The sequence below is a fragment of the Microbispora sp. NPDC004025 genome, from assembly GCF_053604425.1.
Genome location: NZ_JBSGHN010000015.1, coordinates 174,101 through 190,465 on the forward strand (window position 1 = coordinate 174,101; position 16,365 = coordinate 190,465).

Genomic DNA, 16,365 nt, shown 5'->3' on the forward strand with positions numbered 1-16,365 from the left:
CGTAAGTGGGCGATCACGTGGGTTTCGGGGATCGATGGTCGGTCAGGAGCCGCATCGCGCTGTTCACCGGCACGGTGGTCGCCCTGCTGTGCGTCGGGTTCTCGGTCGTCCTGGTGTGGGCGCTGTACATGACGGCCGGCGCGAACCTCATGAAGGAGGTGACGGCGGCCGGCGGGCGGGTCGCCTACCTCGTGGACCGCGGACAGGCCGGGAGCGTCCTGCCCTACGATCCCCCCTCCACGCGCGACCGGCCCGGCCAGGTGGTTGACCCGCAGGGCAAGGTGCGCGCGGCGACGCCGGACATGGCCGGCAAACCGGCCATGGCGACCTTCCACCCCCGGCCGCCGCTCCGCAAGGCCTCGCGGGAGGTCTGCGGCGGTGTGTTCGGCCCGGACGGATGTCACATCGTGGTCGCGCAGCAGGTCTATCGCGAGGACGGAGACTGGACCGTCTACAGCGCGGCTCCGACCCAGGCCATCGAGGTCCCGCCGGGCCTGGTGGCCGGCCTGGCCGTGGGGTCGGCGCTCGTCACGGCCGCCGTCGCGTACGGCACCCGGCGAAGCGTCAAGCGGGCGCTCATGCCGGTGCGGGCGATCCGGGGCGAGCTCGACGAGATCAACGCCTCGGACCTCGGGCGGCGGGTGCCGGTCCCGGAGGCCAGAGGGGAGATCCGCGACCTCGCGCAGAGCGTCAACTACACGCTGGACCGGCTGGAGGAGACGCTCGAACAGCAACGGCGCTTCACCTCCGACGCGTCCCACGAGCTGCGCAGCCCGATCACCGCGATCCGCGCGCAGGTGGAGGGCGCGCTCCTCGCGCCGCAGGAGTCCGACGTGAGCGAGATCGGGCAGGCCGTGCTGAAGAGCCTCGACAGGCTCCAGGCGATCGCCGCCGACCTGCTGACGCTGGCCCGCCTGGACGTGGGCGCGCCCTGCGAACGCGAGCCGCTGGACCTCGGCCGGCTCGTGGCCGCCGAGCTGGACACCCGCCGCCCGGTCAGGAGGGTCGTCCCGAATCTGGCCTCCGGCGTGATCGTCCGGGGGGACCGCATCCGGCTCGGCCGCCTGGTGACCAACCTGCTCGACAACGCCGAGCGGCACGCCGCGACCACCGTACGGCTGGAGGTGCGGCGGGAGGCGCCCGACGGCGACCCCCGCTTCCGCTCCGGCGCGGCCGTCCTGGAGGTGCTCGACGACGGCGCGGGCATCGCGCGGGACCAGCGGGAGCTCGTCTTCCAGCGGTTCACCCGGCTCGATACGGCACGCAGCAGGAACGCCGGGGGCGCGGGCCTGGGCCTGCCCATCGCCCGGCAGATCGCCGAGAGCCACGGCGGCACCCTGACGATCATCGACAGCCCGCGTGGCGCGTGTTTCCTCCTGCGCCTGCCGCTCTCCCGGGAGTCCTGATTCCTCAGGTCCGAAAACCACTGCCGCTAATGTGTCATGCCGCATTACGCTCCTTACCGGCACGTAAGCGGAGGGAATTACACATATGCGACGGTGGCTTCCGTCTTTCATCCTGTTGGCGCTCGTCTGGGGGAACAGCTTCTTCTTCATCAAGGTGGCGCTCGGGAGCCTCCATCCGCTCCAGATCTCCTTCCTCCGGATGGCCGTCGGGGCGTCGACCCTGCTGGTCGCGGTGTTCGCGACCGGCCGCCGGCTGCCCCGCGACCTCCGGCTGTGGGGGCACTTCGCGGTCGCCTCCGTCGTGCTGACCACGGTGCCGTTCACTCTCTTCGGGTATGGCGAGCAGCACGTCTCCTCCGTCGTCGCGGCGATCTGGAACGCGACGACGCCGCTGTGCACGCTGCTGTTCGCGCTGCTCCTGCGCAGCGAGAAGGCGACGGCCGCCAGGGTGAGCGGGCTCGGCCTCGGCTTCGCCGGCGTCATGGTGGTGCTGGGCGTGTGGCAGCCGATCTCCGGCGGCGCGGCCGTCGGCAGCCTGGCCTGCTTCGGCGCGGCCGCCTGCTACGGCGTGGGCGGGGCGTACATGGGCAGGTTCATCACCCCGCGCGGAGAGGAGCCGATGGTGCTGGCGGCCGCGCAGCTGGTCGCGGGAACGGCCGAACTCGCGGTGATCACGCCGCTCGCCGGGCTGAGCCTGGTCGAGATCGACGTCCCTCTGGCGGTCTGGGGCAGCCTCCTCGCGCTTGGCGCTTTCGGCACCGGCATCGCCTACCTGCTGCTGTACGGGATCCAGCGGAAGGTGGGAGTGACGGCCGCCTCGGCCGTGACCTACCTGATCCCGGTGTTCGCCGCCGCCTCCGGTGTGGTCTTCCTCGGCGAGCATCTGACCTGGAACCAGCCCGCCGGAGCCCTGGTGGTGCTGCTGGGCATCGCCGTGATCCAGGGGATCGTCCCCCGGCGCGGCGGGCCTACCGCCGCGCCGGCACGCGCCGTCCCCGCCGAGACCGACGCCGGGGCCTGATCCGACCGGCGCGGCGCGCTCTCCGGCTCGGTCAGCGGGCCGGGGGCGCCTCGGCCCGGCTCTCCGTGGTGGTGTCGTCGTCCCGCTTCGTACGCCGCTGCCTCGGCGTGGCCTTGCGCACCGTCGTCGTGGCCGGAGCCTCCTCGCCGGACGGGTCCACGGCCGTCCCCGCGGTGGTGGAGCCCGTGTCCGCACCGGTCGACGGCGGCGGCTCCGGCGACCGGGGCTCCGGCGATTGGGGCGAGGGCCGCCGCTCCCCGGAGGAGGGAACGGGTCCCGCCGGGGCGGTGGGCCGTCCCTGCGGTCCGTCCGCGCCCGGCTCGCCGGGCCGCGGCGGGCGCAGCGCCGCGATGACCGCGTCGGCCTCTGCGTCGGCCCTGGCGTCGGCCCTGGCCGTTCGGCCGGCGTCGGGGCCGGCGAAGGCGGCGGCGAACTCGCCGGCCGCCTCGGCCTCGCGTCGTTTGATCACCACCATGTGGTCGGCCGAGATGCGGCCCGCGCCGGTGACCGCCAGCAGCACGGAGGCGGCCCCGAGAGCCACGATCAGTTCGATATCGCCTCCGGTGAGCGGCAGGCCGGCGTCCCCGGCCGTGAGCACGAACACCGCGAGGGCCTCGGCGAACAGCAGCAGTCCGACGATCGGCACGGCGAGGCCCGCGATCAGCAGCGTGCCGCCGACCAGCTCGGTCAGCATGGTCACCGGCGCCCACACGTGGGGCAGCGGGGCCTGCAGCGTGGTGAACTGGTCGGCGGTGGCGTTGAGGCCGGCTTCGAGCTTCTGCCAGCCGTTGGCGAAGAAGATCCCGCCGACGCCCATGCGGGCGGCCAGCGAGGCTAGGTCGTGCAGGGTTCTCTTCACTGCTTCTCATCCTGGGGGGTGGGGGATGACTTGCCCGGACACTTCCCCGCCTGCGCCGCCGTCATGCGCACGGCCGGCTCAGTCCCGTACGCCGCCGGACTCCTCGGCGCCGGCGTCCGAAGGGGCGGGAACATGGCGGGGCAGCAGCAGGGCCACGGCCAGCGCGGTGAGCCCGAGCAGCGCCACGCTGACGGCGATGGTGGAGTGCAGGGCGGTGACGAAGGCCACGCGGGCGGCGCCCAGCAGCGCGGCTCCGGTCGCGCCGGCCTCGCCGGCCACGTGCGCGGCCGCGGCCAGCGACTCCCGGGCCTGCGCCATGAGGCCGGACGGGATCCCGGGGACGGTCCCGAGCGAGGGGGCGTACACGATCGTGGTGATCGTGCCGAGGACGGCGATGCCGAGGCCCGCCCCGAGTTCGTAGGCCGTCTCCTCGATCGCGGCGGCGCCGCCCGCGCGCGCCTCCGGCACCGACGCCATGATCGTGTCGGACGCCGCCAGCAGGGCGACCTCGACGCCGAACCCGATGCCGACGAAGCAGACGGTCAGCATCACCGGATGCTGCTCGGTGCCCCAGGTCAGCACCGGGGTGAGCGACAGCGCGGTGAGGGCGAGACCGCCGCCGACCGTGGCGCGCAGCCCGATCCGCCCCAGCACGTGCGCGGCGGCCAGGCCGCCCGCGATGGCCGCGACCATGAGCGGCAGCATCCGCACGGCGGCTTGCGAAGGCGACAGCCCCAGCACGAGCTGGAGATACTGCGCCAGCATCAGCTCCAGCCCGACCAGCGCGAAGATCGCCAGCAGCACGCAGCCCACGCCGGTCGCGAAGCCGCGCTGGGTGAACAGCCCGATGTCGAGCAGGGGGAAGTCGAGCCGCCGCTGCCGCCGTACGAACCAGACGAGCAGCGCGACGCCGGCCAGGAGGACGGCGAGCGAGGGGCCGCGGCCCAGCAGGTGCCCCGACCCCGCCTCCTTCAGCCCGAACGCGACGGCCAGGATGCCGGCGGTGGACAGCGCCGCGCTCAGCGCGTCCCAGGGATGCTCGGCCCGCCGTGGCGAGGCCGGCAGGATCCGTACGGCGAGCGGCAGCGCGACCAGCAGCAGCGGGACGTTGATGAGGAAGACCGCACCCCACCACAGATGCTCGACGAGGACCCCGCCGATCAGCGGCCCGACGGCCGCACCCGCGGCGGCGACCGCGCTCCACACGCCGAGGGCGATCGCCCGCTCGCGCCGGTCGGTGAACACCTGCCGGATGATCGAAAGCGTCGCCGGCATGATCATCGCTCCGCCGACGCCGAGGAACGCCCGCGAGGCGATGAGCGCGAGCGGGGTCGCGGCGAACGCGGCCGACAGCGAGGCCAGGCCGAACACCACGTAGCCGCCGAGCACGAAGGGCCGCCTGCCGTAGCGGTCGCCGAGGGTGCCGAACGTGACGAGCAGCGGCGCGACGACCAGCGAGTAGATGTCGATGATCCACAGCAACTGCACGGACGACGGCTCCAGAGCCGCGGTGAGCGCCGGGACGGCGATGTGCAGCACGGTCGCGTCGACCGCGATCAGGAGCAGGCTGAAACACAGGAGCACGAGCACCGACCACCGGCTCGCCCGATGCTCGCGCAGGGCGCCCGCGGCGCGGACGGCGGCGGACTCGACCGAAACCATGATCATCGACCGCTCAGTGCTCCTGCCCGAAAATTCCGGCCCGCTGGAACATGCGTGGCAGCTTAGGCCATGGGAAGCGGATCTCTCAGCCCTTCCGGGGATGTCGGGAACATATCGCCGGATCCGTATCGCTCCAGGTGATCGAACGGGGGCCGGCGGCGTGCGTCGTCCACCGCGCCGCAAGGGTCCACCCATTCCGTCCGCACGTGCGGTATAACCGGGGTCGAAGCGGGGAGGCGTCGATGCGGGACTCCGACAGGGCACGGGCGGCGAGCCTCTTAAACCGAACTGCGGCACGTGATCTGTTCGAACAGGTGCGTTTCCGCTATTTCAGGCTTCCGCCGTTCGCACGACGGGCGCTGTTCGCGGTGCTGCTGGTCGCGACCATGGGCGTGGCCGCGGCGCTGAACTGGTCGCTGATGCCCACCTTCATCTACACGTTCCTTGCGCTGTGCTTCCTCGCGCTGGCCCTCAGCTATCCGCGTGCCGCCGCGACCGTGCTCGTGCTCGCCGGATGGGCCCTGCTGCTGCCGCTGTTCATGGGCGTTTTCGGCGGGCAGTCGATCGTGCCCGGTCTGCTGATGCTGCTGGGCGCGCTGACCGGCGGCGCGGCTCACCTGATCCGGTGGGTCCCGCCGTGGCTGACGACGCTGATGTCCCTCGTGCCCGCCGGGGTCGTCGCGCTGTCGCTGTCGCCGCTGTCGCCGTCCGCCGCCCTGTGGGGCGCCTACGGCGCGGCCGCCGGGGTGCTCCTCTACCGCCTGGTGCTGGCCCGCAGGGTGCGCGGCGAGGCGGAGCGGGAGGCGGCGGGGGCCGAGAGCCAGGTGCAGGTGCGCGCGTACGACAGGCCGGGACGGCCCGGCGGCCACCAGCCCGGGCCGGCAGAACCGGCCGCTCCACCGCCCATCACGGTCGAGCAGGCGCTCGCCGAGCTGGAGTCCATGATCGGCCTCGAACCGGTCAAGGAGCAGGTGCGCGCCATAGCCGCGTCGATCGAGGCGGCCCGGCTGCGCAGGGAGGCGGGCTACACCAACGAACGGCCGATGCGCCACTTCGTGTTCGTCGGCCCTCCCGGCACCGGCAAGACCAGCGTCGCCCGGTCGCTCGCCAAGATCTTCTACGCGTTCGGGCTGCTGGAGACGCCGTTCGTGGTCGAGGCGCAGCGGGCCGACCTCGTGGGGGAGTACCTGGGGGCCACGGCCATCAAGACCAACGAGCTCATCGACCGCGCGCTCGGCGGGGTCCTGTTCGTGGACGAGGCGTACGGCCTCATCAACTCGGGCGACGGCCAGCCCGACCGGTTCGGCGCGGAGGCCGTGCAGACGCTGCTGAAGCGGGCCGAGGACGACCGCGAGCGGCTCATCGTCATCCTGGCCGGCTACGAGCGGGAGATGAACGACTTCCTGGCGTCCAATCCGGGGCTGTCGAGCCGCTTCGCCACCCGGGTGCGCTTCCCCAGCTACAGCCCCGCGGAACTGCTCGAGATCACCGAGGCGCTGCAGCAGCGGCGGGGAGACCTGCTCGCCCCTGAGGCGCGTCCCGTGCTGCGCCGGCTGTTCGAGGACGTGCACCGCCGGGCGCTCGTCGACGACCTCGGCAACGCGCGGTTCGCCCGCAGCCTCGCCGAAGCCGCCGCGCAGGCCCGCGACGTCCGCGTGGTGAGCGCGGGCGGGGCGCCGCGCGGCGAGGACCTGGTCACCGTCGCCGCCGACGACGTGACCAAGGCATTCAACGAGATCACCGCGCGATACCGCGGCTACCAGGTCACCCCGACCCTGGACGAGGCGCTCGCGGACCTCGACAGGATGGCCGGCCTCGACCCGGTCAAACGGCAGGTCCACGCGATCACCGCGCAGCTCAAGGTGGCCAGGATGCGGCAGGAGCAGGGCCTGCCGGTCCAGTCGCAGATGCGGCACATCGTGTTCGTCGGCCCTCCGGGCACCGGCAAGACGACCGTCGCGCGGATCGTCGGCCGGATCTTCTCCGCCCTGGGCCTGCTGGCCCGGCCCGACGTGGTCGAGGCGTCGCGGGCCGACCTGGTCGGCCAGCATCTGGGCGCGACCGCGATCAAGACCAACGAGCTGGTCGACCGCGCGCTCGGCGGCGTGCTGTTCATCGACGAGGCGTACAGCCTGGTCAACACCGGCTACTCGGGGGGCGACGCCTTCGGGGCCGAGGCGGTGCAGACGCTGCTGAAGCGGGCCGAGGACGACCGTGACCGTCTGGTCGTCATCCTGGCCGGCTACGAGCGCGAGATGGACGCCTTCCTGGCGACCAATCCCGGTCTTGCCTCCCGGTTCAACCAGCGCGTGTCGTTCCCCTCCTACTCGCCGTCCGAGCTGACCGAGATCGCGGAGCTGCTCGCCGCGCGGAGCGGCGACAGGTTCGACGCCTCCGCCGCGCGCGACCTCGCGGACGTCTTCGACTGGGTCTGCCGTGAGGGGCTCATCGACGGGCTGGGCAACGGCCGCTTCGCCCGGTCCCTGTACGAGCGGGCCGCGCTGCGGCGCGACGTCCGCCTCGCCGAGCAGGGGTCGGCGAACGCCGCCGAGCTGACGACGATCACCAGCGATGACGTCCGCAGCGCGGTGGACGAGTTGTCCTGATGTCGTAGGGAAATCCACAGGGCGCGTGTCCCGATGGCCGAGTGCCGTCACTTCCTGCTACTAATCGACGACGTAGGGTAGCCAGGAGGATCGGAGAAGCGCGTGAGAGCACGATGGCCGGTTGCCCTGGCCGCACTGGCCGCTCTGTGGGCCGCCGGCGCCTGCGGCGTGCAGCGGGGGCCGGGTGAACCCGGCAACGAGCTCGCCCCCTCCCCGGTCAAGGCGTACGACATCAACCCGCTGGCGCGTGACAAGGTCAAGGACGGCGGCACGCTCCGGTGGGGGCTCACCGACTTTCCGTCCCAGTGGAACCGCAACCACGTCGACGGCGACACCACCGCCGTCAAGGTGGTGACGGACGCGTTGCTGCCGCACACGTTCCGGTCGGACGCGCGGGGACGGCTGACCCTCGACACCGACTACGTGACCAACGCGAGGATCACCGCGACCTCCCCCCGCCAGGTCGTCACCTACTCGATCAACCCCAAGGCGAAGTGGTCGGACGGCAGGCCGATCACCTGGACGGACTTCGCCGCGCAGTGGAAGGCCATGAGCGGCCGCGACCGGGACTACCGGGTCGACTCGACCATCGCGTACGAGAACATCCAGAGCGTGGGCCGGGGGGCGAGCGACCGCGAGGTGGTGGTCACCCTCGCCCAGCCGTTCAACGAGTGGCAGTCCCTGTTCACGCCGCTGTATCCCGGCACCACCAACGCGACCGCGGCGGCGTTCAACGCCGACTGGATCAACCGCATCCCGGTGACCGCGGGGCCGTTCAAGGTGGAGCGCCTCGACGTCAAGGGCAGGACGGTCGCGCTCACCCGCAACCCCGCCTGGTGGGGCAACCGGGCGAAGCTGGACGGCATCGTGTTCCGCGCCGTGCGCCCCGACCAGATGGTCCACGCGTTCACCAAGGGGGACGTGGACGTCTTCGAGGTGGGCCCGTCCCCCGGCGACTACGCGCGGGTCAGGGAGGCGTGGGACGCCGTGATCCGGCAGGCCGCCGGCACCCAGTATCGGCAGCTCACCCTCAACGGGGAGAGCCCGGTCCTGGCCGACGCGCGGGTGCGCGAGGCCGTCGCGGCGGCGCTCGACCGCCGCGCTCTCATGCAGGCGGACCTGAAGGGCCTCGGCTGGCCGGCCGTGACGCTGGACAACCACTTCCTCATGAACAGCCAGTACGGCTACCGTGCCAACGCCGGCGAGATCGGCGCGTACGACCCGAGGCGGGCCGGGCGGCTGCTCGACCAGGCGGGCTGGACGCTGTCGGGCAAGACGCGCGTGAAGAACGGCAAACCGCTGACGCTGCGCTTCGTCGTCCCCGACGGCATCGTCATGAGCGGTGTCGAGGCCGACTCCGCCCGGCAGATGCTGCAGCGCGTCGGCATCCGGGTCGAGGTGCGCAAGGTGTCCTTCGACGACTTCTTCGGCAAGCACCTCATCCCCGGCGACTTCGACATCACCGCCTTCGCCTACCCGAGCACGCCCTACCCCGTCTCGGACGCCTTCGACATCTACGCCGACGGCGAGAGCGGCGGGCGGGGCGACGACACCGAGTGGTACGCCAACATCGGGCGCAGCGGTAGCAAGCAGATCGACGAGGCCATGTACCGCGCCGGCAGCACGCTCGACGCCGCCAAGGTGCCCGGCCTGCTCAACGAGGCCGACCGGCTGGTCTGGAAGAAGGTCAACGTGCTGCCGCTCTACCAGTGCCCGCAGGGCGTGGCCGTGCGGTCCGCGCTCGCCAACATCGGGGCAAACGGGTTCCACGACCTGAGGTACGAGGACATCGGCTACGCCTCCTGAGCGGCGGCCGCCCGGGCCGCAGGCGCGTCAGGCGGGAGGTTCGTCGGGGATGTCGGCGATGTCGTCCAGGGCGGCGGCCAGCTCGTCCGGGTGGTCGCCGATCCGCTCGGCGATCTCGATGAGGACGTGTAGCACGTCGTGCCGGTCGTGCCCCAGGTCGATCAGGCGCTGGGCGGCCTCCCACAGCTGCGGCGGGTCGCCGACCCACAGCCGCCCCGCGATCTCCTCGTGCCAGGCGAGGTGCTCCTCCAGGTCCGTACGGCCCAGCTCGCCGGCGTGGTCGATCTCCAGCAGGATGCGCCGGTCGGCCTCGTCCGCCGGGTTCAGCAGGTCGAGGTTGGTCGACCCGCGCATGCCCTGCAATAAGGGGAACGCGAAGGCGCGCCGGGCCAGCGCGGACAGGTCGCCGTCCGGCAGCAGCCGTTCCACGAGAGAGCGGTCCAGTCCGAAGGTGGCCGGGTCGCGGTAGGCCTCGGTGAACCGGGCGGTCGCCTCCCAGACCGCGTCCAGCGTGGCCCGCACGCCCTCCTCGGGCAGCCCGATCCGGGGGCCGGCGAAACGCACCCACGCCGACAGCACGTGCGGCATAGCGTCCTGCTCCGCCGGGGTGAGCAGGACCTTGCGCGGCAGCCAGTCGAGCAGGAACGTCTCGCACTTGGTCGGGCTCACCCGCATCGGCCGGCCGAAATCCTGGTCGCAGCCGTAGTCGATGATGTGGTCGGCGCACCGGGAGGCGGCCGAGGGGTCCGACAGGTTCTCCGCCGCGTCCGAGGCGAGGAACTCGGCCGCCAGCATCGCGCGGCGGTCGCGGCTGTAGGGCGCCTCCGTGTGGGCGGGGGCGGGCCGCATCCGCCCGGGCGGCAGCGCCTTGATCCGCGCCCGCGCGAAGGCGTGGTAGGCGCTGTAGCTGTCGCTCACGAGCTTCGGGCCGCCACGGCCGTGCGCGGCGGCGCCGGTGGCCTTCATGGCGAACTCCAGCAGCGCCCGCGCCTGCTGCGGCTCCAGCTCCTCGAACCGCAGCAGCGCGTTGCCCGCCGCCTCCAGCCTGGCCTGCTCCAGCAGCTTGTCGACCTGGGACGACACCCACGCGTCGCGGGCCATCCCGCCCATGTTGTAGTCGACGACCACGACCAGCGCGTGCCGGTCCTCGCCGTTGTAGGCGAACGTGCACACCACGGTGTCCTGGTCGCCGTACACGTCCCTGGAGACGTAGCAGCCGGTGGGCTTGACGGCGCCGACGCGGTCCGCCCAGCGGGGCCGGGCGACGTCGGACTCCATCAGCGCGAGCGCCGCGCCCTCCGCCTTGGCCGCCTGGCGGGCGGTGCCGAGGTAGGCGACGGAGACGAGCAGGGTGAGCGCGGCCGGAGTGCCGGCCTTGGCGGCGTAGTCCACCAGGCCCTCGCCGAGAATCTGCTCGACGTCGCCGCCGCGCAGCCGCCTGCCCCACCAGGCGCCGAGCATGTCGGAGACCATGAGCTCCGCGTCGAGCGGGCTGCGCACGGCGAGCAGCTCCCTGGCCGCCAGCAGCATCTCCGCGAAGACGTCGTCCGGCGGCCGGGTCTCCCGGGGGTCACGTCGGCGCCGGCGACTCACGAGATCTCGCTCCGCTCGCTCACGGTCACCACCTTCTCGCATTCCCGCCGCGAAGGGCATCAGGAACACGGCCCGGTGACTTCCCCGTTATCTGCCGCTCCAGCCTTTCCCAGGCTACGCCGGCAGGGCGGGGCGACGGCCGCGTGAGCGTCGTGCGCCGCCTCACCTCCGGGAAGGCGGCGCCGAGTTCACGAGACCCAGGAGGCGTTCCCGGGCGACCCGCTCGACGATCTCCGGTGTGACGTCGAGCCCCAGGTGTTTCCCGCACGCCCAGGCGTCGGCGACGCAGCGGGCGACGGCGGACAGGGGGATGGTCAGGAATTCCGCGGCCAGACGATCGGTCACCAGCTCCGCCGGTTCACGGAGACCCGGCTCCGGTGTTGGGCCGCCACTGATTCGTGTTGCGAGTACGGGCATGGACTGCATTCCTCGCTGAATGGGGACCTGCCGCCCCTTATTCCACCTCTTTCCCGAGCGGTGTCAAGCCTTGGCGGGCCACCGCGTGGGAAGCTTGACCCATGCGCATCCGGCTCGCCCAGGATCCCGAGGCCGACGAGCTGCTCGGCCGCAGCCCCCTCGCACTGCTCGTCGGCATGCTGCTCGACCAACAGGTGCCGCTGGAGCGGGCCTTCGCGGGGCCACGGGCGATCGCCGACCGGCTCGGCCGCGACCTGGACGCGCGTGAAATCGCCTCCTATGATCCTGACCAGTTCGCGGCACTGTTCGCGGCGGCGCCCGCCGTCCATCGGTATCCGAAGGCGATGGCGGCCCGCGTCCAGGCGCTCGCGACATATCTCGTCGAGCACTACGATGGCTCGGCCGAGAAGGTATGGGAGGATGTCCGCGACGGTGCCGAACTGCTGCGCCGGCTGCTGGCCCTCCCCGGATTCGGCCGGCAGAAGGCCCAGATCTTCCTGGCCCTGCTGGGCAAACAGTGCGGCGTGCGCCCGGACGGCTGGCGTGAGGCGGCCGGGCCGTACGGCGAGGAGGGGGTGCACCGGTCGGTGGCCGACGTCGTGGACGCCGAGAGCCTGCAACTGGTCCGCGCGACCAAGCAGGAAGCCAAGCGGGCGGCCAAGAAGTAGGCCCGATCTTCCTGCGCGAGGCGCCGGTCTTTTGACAGGATGCGTTGACCGCATGGCGGGCGGGGCTTCCGTCCGCGTATGCGGATCGCCCATGATGTAGGGCAGATCTGCGCTACCAATCACAGTTATGGAGATGTGCCTCGTGGGAGACGCTGGCACGCGACGGAGGTGCCGACCATGAGCGCCGAAACCTCCGTGCCCCGGCCCCGGGAGCCCGGTTTGGACATATCAGACTCCGACCTCTTCAGAGGCCTGATGTCGGAGGCGCCGTTTGCCTTCGCGTTTTTCGATCCGGATGGGCGTTTTGTCCGGGTCAACTCCACCTTTACCGAGCTGACCGGCCATCCTGTCGAGCTGCATCTTGACCGCCAACCGGCCGAGCTGCTGCCGGCCGACCTGACCACCCTGATCGAGGCGGCGCTGCGCCGGATCGCCGACGAGGCGCTGCCGATCACCGACCAGCGGATCAGGACCCGCGCGGAGAACGGCGACAGCCGCCACTGGACGGTGTCGTTCTTCCCGCTGCACGGCGACGACGGCGTCATCGGGACCGCGCTCTTCGGGGTCGACGTGACCGAGCGGCAGTCGAACGAGGAGGTGCTGGAGCGCAGCGAGGAGCGCTACCGCTCGCTGGTGGAGTCGCAGCAGCAGCTGGTGTGGATCAGCTCGCCCAGCGGCTCCGTGGCCGAGGACGCGCCCCAGTGGCGGGCCATCACCGGCCAGGGCCTGGAGGAGTACCTCGCGCACGGCTGGCTGGACGCGGTGCACCCCGACGACCGTCCCGGCACCGAGGAGGCGTGGCGCGAGGCGCTGCGCGGCCGCACGATGTTCGAGTGGAGCTACCGGGTGCGCACCCGGGCCAGCGGCTACCGGCACTTCGAGGTCCGGGCCGTGCCGATCGTCAGGCACGGCCGCGTGGTGGAGTGGGTCGGGGCCAACACCGACGTCACCCCGCAGCGCGAGGCCGAGGAGATGCGCGGCCGCCTCACCGACCAGCTCGGCGCCGCCGCGCTGCGCACCGCCCGGCTCCAGGGCGCGACCGCCCAGCTCGCCGAGGCGCTCACCGTCGAGCAGGTGGTGCAGGTGATCATCGACGTCGGCCGTACGGCCCTCGCCGCCGACCACTCGTCGGTCGCCCTGCTCGACCCGGACCGGGCCACGCTGAAGGTGATCAACAGCGGCGGCACCCCGGACGCCCCGGGCGAGGACATCGACCTCGCGCAGCCCAATGTGATGACGATGGCGGTCAACAGCCGCCGCCCGGTCTTCGCCGAGTCGCCCGACAGCCTGCGCGCCCAGCTCGTCGACGCCGGCGCCGACGAGGGGCGGATCTCCGGCTTCCTGGCGCAGACGGACGAGCGGGCCTGGGTGGGCCTGCCGCTGCTCGCGGCCGGGCGGGCGCTCGGCGCGCTGCGGTTCTCGTTCACCCGGACCCAGAAGATCTCGCAGGAGGACGGCGTCTTCCTGGAGGCGCTGGCCGGGCAGTGCGCCCTGGCGGTCGAGCGGGCCACGCTGTTCGAGCGCGAGCACAAGACGGCCGAGACCCTGCAGCGCAGCCTGCTGCCCGAGCGCCTGCCGGTGGTGCGGGGGATGACGCTCGCCTACCGCTTCCGCTCCGGCTCACGCCACGTGCAGGTGGGCGGCGACTGGTACGACGCGTTCGTCCTGCAGGACGGCCGGGTGGCGGCGGTGGTCGGCGACGTCATGGGCAAGGGCGTCAAGGCCGCCGCGGGCATGGGCCGGATCCGCAACGCCATGCGGGCGCTCGCGCTGACGAACCCGCCCCCGGCGGCGGTGCTGACCGGGCTCGACCGCGTCTTCGAGGCGACCGAGGAGGAGGAGCAGGTCACCACCCTGGCGTACATGGTCGTCGAGCCGGGGACCGGCGAGGGCACGCTGGCCCTGGCCGGTCATCCGCCGCCGCTGCTGGTCTCGCCGCAGGGCGTCGGGCTGCTGCACGAGACCGAGCCGGGCACTCCGCTCGGCTGGGCCACGAGCCGCAAGCAGTTCAGGTTCTGCGTGCCGCCGGGTCACACCGCCGTCCTGTACTCGGATGGTTTGGTGGAGAACCGCAAGCGCGGGCTGGACGCCGGACTCAGGGAGCTTTCGTCCGTAGTGGCCGAAGCGCCCCCGGAGGTCCTGAGCAGCCCGAATATGCTGCTCGATTTCCTGGTGGACCACATGCTGTCCGGGTATGAACAAGACGATGACGTAACGGTACTCGCGGTCCACGTCCCACCGGCCACGAAGAGTGACTGAATGAAACAGTCATAACGGTTGCTTTCGGGTATCAGTGACCTCCTTCCGTACGCACTAGTGTCTCGGTCGGCCTAGGGTGGAGGAGCAACCCGGCGGGACGCGGCCGTATCACGTTCCGTGGCGTGCCACAATGGCATGTCGCGGTCTGCGCGACCTCACCACCGGAAAAGAAGAAGCACCTGGGTCCATTCTCGCCATGCGTTCGTTCGAGAGGTGTTCGTGTCGCCTGCAAGTTCGACTCGCTCGAAGCCGTCGGAGCTGAACGAGCCAGTGATTCAGCAGCTCCTCGAGCGTGGGCGCTCGCAGGGTTTCCTCGAGTCCGAGGATGTCCGCAAGGCCTTCGAGGAAGCGGACATCCCGATGTCGCAAGCCGCTGGATTCCTGCGCAGCCTCAGCAAGGAGGGTGTGACCGTCGTGGTGACGGCCGCCGACTCCGCGGCTCCCAAGCGTTCTCGAGGTCAAGCCAAGCGCCGCACCACCGCGCCCGTCAAGAAGACCACCAAATCCGCCGCGGCCAAGGAATCGCAGCCGGAGACCGTGACCGCCGTGGTCACCGACTCCGCGCCGGCCGCCAAGCCGGCGGCGAAGAGGCCCGCCCCGGCCAAGCCCGCGCCCGCCGCCAAGCCGGCTGCCGCCAAGGCTCCGGCGAAGCCCGCTCCGCCGAAGAAGGCCGCGCCCGCCAAGCCGGAGGCCCCCGCCACGGGGCCCGAGGGCAAGGCGCCGAAGGCCGACCCCAAGCCGAAGTCGGCCGACATCGCCGAGGACGACGAGGACATCGACCTCGAAGGTGACGTCGACATCGAGGACTTCGACATCGAGGTCGAGGACGTCGAGATCGACGCCGAGGCGGAGACCGAGGAGTCCGACGCCGAACCCGAGGGGGAGGCCGAGGGCGAGGAGCCCAAGGCCGAGGCGCTCGTCCAGTCCGAGGACGAGGTGCTGATCCTCACCGACGACGATGACGACGCGCCCGTCGCCCAGGTCGCGGCGGCCGGCGCCACCGCCGACCCGGTGAAGGACTACCTCAAGCAGATCGGCAAGGTGCCGCTCCTCAACGCCGAGCAGGAGGTCGAGCTCGCCAAGCGGATCGAGGCCGGCCTGTTCGCCGAGGAGCAGCTCGCCCAGGAGGCCGACAACCTGCCCGTCGACGTCCGCGCCGAGCTGGAGTGGATCGCCGAGGACGGCCACCGTGCCAAGAACCACCTGCTGGAGGCCAACCTCCGCCTCGTGGTCTCGCTGGCCAAGCGCTACACCGGCCGCGGCATGCTGTTCCTGGACCTGATCCAGGAGGGCAACCTGGGCCTGATCCGCGCCGTCGAGAAGTTCGACTACACCAAGGGCTACAAGTTCTCCACGTACGCCACGTGGTGGATCCGGCAGGCGATCACCCGGGCCATGGCCGACCAGGCGCGGACCATCCGCATCCCGGTCCACATGGTCGAGGTGATCAACAAGCTGGCCCGGGTCCAGCGGCAGATGCTGCAGGACCTCGGCCGCGAGCCCACGCCGGAGGAGCTGGCCCGCGAGCTCGACATGACGCCCGAGAAGGTCATCGAGGTGCAGAAGTACGGCCGCGAGCCGATCTCCCTGCACACTCCGCTGGGCGAGGAGGGCGACAGCGAGTTCGGCGACCTCATCGAGGACTCCGAGGCCATCGTCCCGGCCGACGCCGTCAGCTTCACGCTGCTGCAGGAGCAGCTGCACTCCGTTCTCGACACGCTGTCGGAGCGGGAGGCGGGCGTGGTGTCGATGCGGTTCGGTCTCACCGACGGGCAGCCGAAGACCCTCGACGAGATCGGGAAGGTCTACGGCGTGACCCGTGAGCGGATCCGCCAGATCGAGTCCAAGACCATGTCGAAGCTGCGCCACCCTTCCCGTTCCCAGGTGCTGCGCGACTACCTGGACTGACGCACGAGTCCATCGTCCCCCCGGCCGTGTACGGCCGAGGGGCGATGACGTTTACAGCCCCGTAACCTCGTGGTAGCGCCCCGGGCACGTCGACGCTCCTAGGCTCGCGCCTCATGGGAGTGATCGAAGTGGATCGGGCGCGTGCTCGGGGGCCACGAGT

Annotated in this window: 11 protein-coding genes; 7 read left to right on the top strand and 4 right to left on the bottom strand. The window is 71.7% G+C overall.

All coding sequences use genetic code 11. The features are described 5' to 3' along the window. Positions 1 to 17 precede the first annotated feature (17 nt). On the top strand, positions 18 to 1,406 hold the full coding sequence (locus ACWEQG_RS31245; protein WP_452290210.1) for a sensor histidine kinase: 1,389 nt from the start codon (positions 18 to 20) through the stop codon (positions 1,404 to 1,406). A gap of 85 nt (positions 1,407 to 1,491) precedes the next feature. Next, positions 1,492 to 2,427 (top strand): DMT family transporter, encoded by a 936-nt coding sequence (locus tag ACWEQG_RS31250; RefSeq protein ID WP_363472576.1) that lies wholly within the window; start codon positions 1,492 to 1,494, stop codon positions 2,425 to 2,427. A 31-nt stretch (positions 2,428 to 2,458) separates the two neighbouring features. Here the strand turns inward: ACWEQG_RS31250 and ACWEQG_RS31255 are convergent, their stop codons facing one another. Together ACWEQG_RS31255 and ACWEQG_RS31260 are read right to left on the bottom strand one after the other, a co-directional pair. After that, entirely contained in the window at positions 2,459 to 3,286 is an 828-nt protein-coding gene (locus tag ACWEQG_RS31255) for a DoxX family membrane protein (protein ID WP_452290212.1), read from the bottom strand. 78 nt (positions 3,287 to 3,364) lie between these two features. After that, positions 3,365 to 4,954: an MFS transporter gene (locus tag ACWEQG_RS31260; RefSeq protein ID WP_452290214.1), complete on the bottom strand. Its 1,590-nt coding sequence runs from the start codon at positions 4,952 to 4,954 to the stop codon at positions 3,365 to 3,367. A gap of 236 nt (positions 4,955 to 5,190) precedes the next feature. Here ACWEQG_RS31260 and ACWEQG_RS31265 point away from each other — a divergent pair, with 236 nt between their 5' ends. Next, positions 5,191 to 7,554: an AAA family ATPase gene (locus tag ACWEQG_RS31265; RefSeq protein ID WP_452290216.1), complete on the top strand. Its 2,364-nt coding sequence runs from the start codon at positions 5,191 to 5,193 to the stop codon at positions 7,552 to 7,554. A gap of 102 nt (positions 7,555 to 7,656) precedes the next feature. Beyond that, positions 7,657 to 9,360 carry an ABC transporter family substrate-binding protein gene (locus ACWEQG_RS31270; protein ID WP_452290218.1) on the top strand — a complete coding sequence of 568 codons (1,704 nt, stop codon included), beginning with the start codon at positions 7,657 to 7,659 and terminating at the stop codon, positions 9,358 to 9,360. Positions 9,361 to 9,387: 27 nt separating this feature from the next. Here ACWEQG_RS31270 and ACWEQG_RS31275 read toward each other — a convergent pair whose 3' ends face one another. Together ACWEQG_RS31275 and ACWEQG_RS31280 are read right to left on the bottom strand one after the other, a co-directional pair. After that, positions 9,388 to 10,890, bottom strand: a complete 1,503-nt coding sequence (locus ACWEQG_RS31275) for a hypothetical protein (protein WP_452290301.1) — start codon at positions 10,888 to 10,890, stop codon at positions 9,388 to 9,390. A 225-nt stretch (positions 10,891 to 11,115) separates the two neighbouring features. Beyond that, on the bottom strand, positions 11,116 to 11,298 hold the full coding sequence (locus ACWEQG_RS31280) for a hypothetical protein (RefSeq protein ID WP_452290220.1): 183 nt from the start codon (positions 11,296 to 11,298) through the stop codon (positions 11,116 to 11,118). Positions 11,299 to 11,471: 173 nt separating this feature from the next. On the opposite strand from ACWEQG_RS31280, the gene ACWEQG_RS31285 reads away from it, so the two are divergent. From ACWEQG_RS31285 to ACWEQG_RS31295, 3 genes are all read left to right on the top strand, one after another. Next, positions 11,472 to 12,038 (top strand): HhH-GPD-type base excision DNA repair protein, encoded by a 567-nt coding sequence (locus ACWEQG_RS31285; protein ID WP_363465401.1) that lies wholly within the window; start codon positions 11,472 to 11,474, stop codon positions 12,036 to 12,038. Positions 12,039 to 12,215: 177 nt separating this feature from the next. Then, positions 12,216 to 14,297 (top strand): SpoIIE family protein phosphatase, encoded by a 2,082-nt coding sequence (locus ACWEQG_RS31290; protein WP_452290222.1) that lies wholly within the window; start codon positions 12,216 to 12,218, stop codon positions 14,295 to 14,297. A gap of 219 nt (positions 14,298 to 14,516) precedes the next feature. Next, positions 14,517 to 16,205, top strand: a complete 1,689-nt coding sequence (locus tag ACWEQG_RS31295; protein WP_363465397.1) for an RNA polymerase sigma factor — start codon at positions 14,517 to 14,519, stop codon at positions 16,203 to 16,205. The last annotated feature ends 160 nt before the right edge of the window (positions 16,206 to 16,365 follow it).

Coding starts and splice junctions, on each gene's coding strand:
- ACWEQG_RS31285 (WP_363465401.1), top strand. CDS start 11,472: ATGCGCATCCGGCTCGCCCAGGATCCCGAGGCCGACGAGCTGCTCGGC.
- ACWEQG_RS31260 (WP_452290214.1), bottom strand. CDS start 4,954: ATGATCATGGTTTCGGTCGAGTCCGCCGCCGTCCGCGCCGCGGGCGCC.
- ACWEQG_RS31265 (WP_452290216.1), top strand. CDS start 5,191: ATGCGGGACTCCGACAGGGCACGGGCGGCGAGCCTCTTAAACCGAACT.
- ACWEQG_RS31290 (WP_452290222.1), top strand. CDS start 12,216: ATGAGCGCCGAAACCTCCGTGCCCCGGCCCCGGGAGCCCGGTTTGGAC.
- ACWEQG_RS31250 (WP_363472576.1), top strand. CDS start 1,492: ATGCGACGGTGGCTTCCGTCTTTCATCCTGTTGGCGCTCGTCTGGGGG.
- ACWEQG_RS31275 (WP_452290301.1), bottom strand. CDS start 10,890: ATGCTGCTGGCGGCCAGGGAGCTGCTCGCCGTGCGCAGCCCGCTCGAC.